Origin of the sequence: Mesorhizobium qingshengii (genome assembly GCF_900103325.1) — a bacterium.
Classification (GTDB): Bacteria; Pseudomonadota; Alphaproteobacteria; order Rhizobiales; family Rhizobiaceae; genus Mesorhizobium; species Mesorhizobium qingshengii.
Genome location: NZ_FMXM01000065.1, coordinates 1 through 4,493 on the forward strand (window position 1 = coordinate 1; position 4,493 = coordinate 4,493).

Sequence of the window (4,493 nt, forward strand, 5' to 3'; positions counted from 1 at the left end):
AAATCATTGGCCAGCGTCAGCTCTCCGATCTTGGCATGGAGGGCCTTTATGTCCACCGTCGGCTCCGATTTCTCCGCGCCAAACACGTTCGAGGCCCCTTCCAGAAGCTGCTTTAGCCAATCCGTGATCTGGTTCGCATGCACATCATATTGCTGCGCCAGCTCGGCCAGCGTCTTTTCTCCCTTGATCGCCGCAAGCGCAACTTTCGCCTTGAAAGCCGGGCTGTGGTTCCGGCGTGGTCGTCGGGTCATTCGTCATTCTCCTGTTCCGGCACTCATGCCGATCTCAGGCAGAAATTCCACTTAACACCCTGTCCAATTTTGCCGAGCCACCTTGTATCTACACGAGAGAGATTTCGTGGGATTGAAGCGATTGAGCCAAGGTCCGGCTGGCCGGCCGGACCTTGGCTTGGCGAAGTCGCCCGTACCACCTGAGGTTACAGCCGCGGGAGAGCTTGGGATCTTCGCCTTCGTCACGCACGACCGAACAGTCGCTTGGTTCCAACCGTACGTACAAGGCAGGTTACCGTGAACAGGATCATTTGTGGAGTTGATGTTTCTAAGGATTGGCTGGACGCGCATGTCTGGCCGAGTGGGGCGATAGAGCGCTTCGCCAACGATGCGACGGGGATCGCAGCTCTTTGGCTGTTCTGCCGCAGCCATGGCACCGCTCTTGCGGTGATGGAGGCGTCGGGCGGCTATGAGCGGCTTGGCTTCATGCTTTTGTGGGCGCACGGCATGCCATGCGCCCTGGTCAATGCCAGAAGCGTACGCCGCTTCGCTGAGGCGATGGGTTATCTGGAGAAGACCGACCGGATCGACGCTGCTGTCATTGCCCATTACAGCGCAGTCAAGAAGATCGTCCCGACGCCACCGCCCAGCAACTCTCAGCAGCGCCTTGCTGCGCTGGTTGGGCGACTTTGCCAGGTTGTCGGCGATACCACCATCAACAAGCAGCGCAAAAGCGCTGCACGCGATGCCGAGGCATGCGCCAGCATCGAAGCCATGCTGGCCTTCCTCAAGCGCGAGCAGCGGCGCCTGGAAGGCGAGATCGCCTCCATGATCGACGACGATCCGCTGTGGGCCACAGCTGGGGTCGGCCTTTCGTTCGCTCAAGGGTGTGGCTGGCCGCACCGTTGCCCGCCTGATGGCCGAACTGCCCGAGATCGGCCTCATCTCTAACAAAGCCATCGCCAAGCTGGCGGGCCTCGCCCCCATCGCCAACGACAGCGGCAGGCGCACCGGCAACAAGCATGTGCGCGGCGGACGTGCCGGGCCGCGCGGCATCCTCTTCGTCGTCGCGGCCATCGTGGCCAAGTTCGATCCGCACCTCAAAGCGTTCGCTCAACGGTTGCAGCAGGCGGGAAAGCCCAAAATGCTCATCCGCATCGCACTCGCCAGAAAACTTCTCGTCATCCTCAATGCAAAAGCACGCGACGCGAGAACTGAGTTCGCGAATGCAACTTGACACCCCAGATAGTCGCTTTCTCATGCTATCGGCCGGTGATAGTTCCCGGTCGCCTCAAAGGCGCAGACCACAGGGCGGCCGTACGCCTGCAGCACTTCGATCAGATGGTCGTGCTCAGCACGGGTGTTGAGGACCAAAAGGCGACGCCGGCGCTTGTGGCCTGGTGCTTCGATCAGAACTTCATTGCGCACCTTGGCTATGTCGATCGCTACCAGCACCGCGGCGGCGGGTGTAGAATCTGAAGTGGTCATGGTCGGTCTCTGGGTCGTGAACATTCACATTCTAGAGAAACTTTGACTGGCCATGACTGCCTCGACCAGTGCGCGCCTGCCGCGAAAAGCTGCGCGCACAGCTGTCTCGGCGGCCGACGCTCCTTCATTCCGTAGGTGCTACGGCTCCTGCTACCGGTCAAAAGCTTTCCGGGCAGCCCGCAGGCGTCTGGGTCTGCGTTAGATCTTCACCAGGCCGTACACGCCCAACACCAATGGAAAGGCCGAGCGCTTCATTCAGACGAGCCTGCGCGAATGGGCTTACGCCCGAGCCTACAACACTTCTCATGAACGCAACGCCGAACTGCCACGGTGGCTTCATCGCTACAATTGGCATAGGCCACATGGCAGTTACAATCAAAACCACCCATCAGCCGCCTCGGCTTCGATCGGGACAACCTGCTGAGGCACCACAGCCAAAAGCGCCCGACCATCGCAATGGTCAAATCGTCGACCGCCAAACGGTGCTGTAAACGTGATACGCATGAAAAAGCAGTTCGATTGGCGGTCCCAGAATGGTTTGCTTTCGGGATGTTGGCTCCGATCGGGGCAAGCTCCATCGTGGCGCCTCGACGATCCGGCTGATCTTTGTTGGACAGGCTGAGGACTGGCGCGATCGCGAGGGCTTGGCCGAGCTTAAAAGCCGGATCCTCTCTCGATCAGAAGCTCTTGGGCCGAAGCATCGCTGGTCATAGCATCATTGGCGCATGCGAACGCGGCGTGCGGGCAACGCTTGCCTCGCGCGAGAACGGCGATGGCGGCCGAGCACCCTGGTCGCGATGAGCCGGATCTGCCTATGAGTGGCCGCCGCTATCGAAAGACGCCATCACTTATCGCCGTCACCCCGAGCTGGGGGAGGATTTTACCGGCCCGACCGGAAAGGTCTTGAGGTCGACGCAGACCGGCGCGCCTCTTGCTTCGCTGTCCTATAGTTGAAGCGGCCATTGTGCTTCGGGCACTTGATGATCTCGTCCATCACAAAGCCAATCGGCGAGATGAACTTTCTCATGCGTGCACAATCGGTTCCAAAAAAATCATCGTGCGGGCTGCGATAGATGCCTAACGTGCGCCCGGCGTGGTCGAAGCGGATCACGTCCCCTTGTTCGACGTCTTACATCGCAAGGGTTGGATCCAGTCCGTCACGGTTAACTCCCTGGATTTCTTGTTGGGTTCAATTGGGGACGGCGATTACAGCCGCCGACGCCGGCCGGAACGGTCGTGTCAACATGATCCCTTCTAGGTGAGATCTGAGCCTCATTAAGCCTTGGATCATTGACCGGAAATAACAAACACCTGCAATGTATTTGCAATATTATCTTTCATTTATTATCATTCACAAATCGGCAAAAACCCGATGAGTGCACAATTGGCCAAGCGACCCACGATTTCAGATATTGCAAAGGCTTCGGGAGTTAGCGTGGCGACCGTCGATCGGGTGTTGAACGGGAGGTGTCCTGTTCGGGGGGAAACCGCAAGGCGGGTCTACGACGCCGCAAGCGTTATAGGCTACCATGCCACCAGCCTGATCAAGCAGCGCATGCGCCAAGACCTCCCGGAGTATAGGCTCGGTTTCCTTCTTCAGAAGCCCGAGCAGCATTTCTATCAGGAGTTTGCACGCGAACTGAAGTCCGCGGCTGCCCACGCGCCCCGGTTCCGAGGTGTTCCGATCGTCGACTTCTGGGCGAGCCAGTCACCGGAGGAAATTGTGGCGCAATTGAACCGCTTGGCGGGCAAAACGCAAGCGGTCGCGCTCGTTAGCCCGGATCATCCCACGGTAACTGTCGCTGTAGAGGCTTTGAAGGTTCGTGGCATACCTGTGTTCTCACTGCTGTCTGACTTCGCTGCCGGCGTTCGCGAAGGCTATGTAGGTCTGAACAATCGCAAGGCAGGACGCACCGCAGCTTGGATGATTGCCAAATGCGCGAAGCGGCCTGGAAAGGTGGCGGTTTTTGTGGGCAGCCATCGCTTCCACGGTCAGGAATTACGCGAGATCGGCCTTCGTTCTTATTTTCGGGAACACGCCCCTGACTTTACGGTGCTAGAGACCCTGGTCAATCTCGAGACCACCCAACTGACGCATCAAGCGATGGTCGACGTGCTTAAGCGGCACCCAGACCTGGTCGGCTGCTACGTAGCCGGTGGCGGTATGGAAGGAGCAATCGCCGCAGTGAGAGCGATCAATCCGAAGGACCCGCCGGTTGTGATCTGCAATGAAATCACGCCAGAATCGCGGGGGGCGCTGACGGACAATATCGCAACCATGGTAATCGCGACCCCCTTGGAAAGGCTTTCCCGGGAGCTGGTAGAGCTCATGGCTCATGCGATCAGCGACGGTGTCGCCAATGCGCCCGGACAGACGTTTCTGCCTTTCGATATCAATCTGCCTGAGAGCATCTGAAACCGCTGCGCGAGAGAATCTATAAGTCTCTCCTGAGAATGGTCAAAAGGAACGATGTGTGCTTTTGAGCGCAAAAGAGAGGTGGCTCGGCAAAATTGGACAGGGTGATAAGTGGAATTTCTGCCTGAGATCGGCATGAGTGCCGGAACAGGAGAATGACGAATGAGCAGACGACCACGCCGGAACCACAGCCCGGCTTTCAAGGCGAAAGTTGCGCTTGCGGCGATCAAGGGAGAAAAGACGCTGGCCGAGCTGGCGCAGCAGTATGATGTGCATGCGAACCAGATCACGGATTGGCGAAAGCAGCTTCTGGAAGGGGCCTCGAACGTGTTTGGCGCGGAGAAATCGGAGCCGACGGT

3 protein-coding genes and 4 pseudogenes are annotated in these 4,493 nt (G+C 58.5%); 4 read left to right on the plus strand and 3 right to left on the minus strand.

Annotation, left to right across the window (positions count from 1 at the left end; all coding sequences use genetic code 11):
• The coding region (locus tag BLS48_RS34010) for a transposase (RefSeq protein ID WP_143019592.1) at positions 1 to 251 on the minus strand (251 nt) is incomplete at its 3' end.
• Between the two features lie 276 nt (positions 252 to 527).
• On the opposite strand from BLS48_RS34010, the pseudogene BLS48_RS34015 reads away from it, so the two are divergent.
• Positions 528 to 1,467 (plus strand): annotated as a pseudogene (locus tag BLS48_RS34015) (IS110 family RNA-guided transposase).
• A gap of 23 nt (positions 1,468 to 1,490) precedes the next feature.
• Here the strand turns inward: BLS48_RS34015 and BLS48_RS34020 are convergent.
• Positions 1,491 to 1,718: pseudogene (locus BLS48_RS34020) on the minus strand (IS110 family transposase); the annotation flags it as partial.
• A gap of 142 nt (positions 1,719 to 1,860) precedes the next feature.
• On the opposite strand from BLS48_RS34020, the pseudogene BLS48_RS34025 reads away from it, so the two are divergent.
• Positions 1,861 to 2,150, plus strand: a pseudogene (locus BLS48_RS34025) (integrase core domain-containing protein); the annotation flags it as partial.
• Positions 2,151 to 2,546: 396 nt separating this feature from the next.
• On the opposite strand, the pseudogene BLS48_RS34030 reads toward BLS48_RS34025, so the two are convergent.
• Positions 2,547 to 2,829 (minus strand): annotated as a pseudogene (locus BLS48_RS34030) (Rieske 2Fe-2S domain-containing protein).
• A 273-nt stretch (positions 2,830 to 3,102) separates the two neighbouring features.
• Here BLS48_RS34030 and BLS48_RS34035 point away from each other — a divergent pair.
• Together BLS48_RS34035 and BLS48_RS34040 are read left to right on the plus strand one after the other, a co-directional pair.
• Positions 3,103 to 4,134, plus strand: a complete 1,032-nt coding sequence (locus BLS48_RS34035) for a LacI family DNA-binding transcriptional regulator (RefSeq protein ID WP_038655441.1) — start codon at positions 3,103 to 3,105, stop codon at positions 4,132 to 4,134.
• A gap of 162 nt (positions 4,135 to 4,296) precedes the next feature.
• Positions 4,297 to 4,493: transposase (locus BLS48_RS34040; protein WP_143019593.1), on the plus strand; the 197-nt coding region annotated here is incomplete at its 3' end.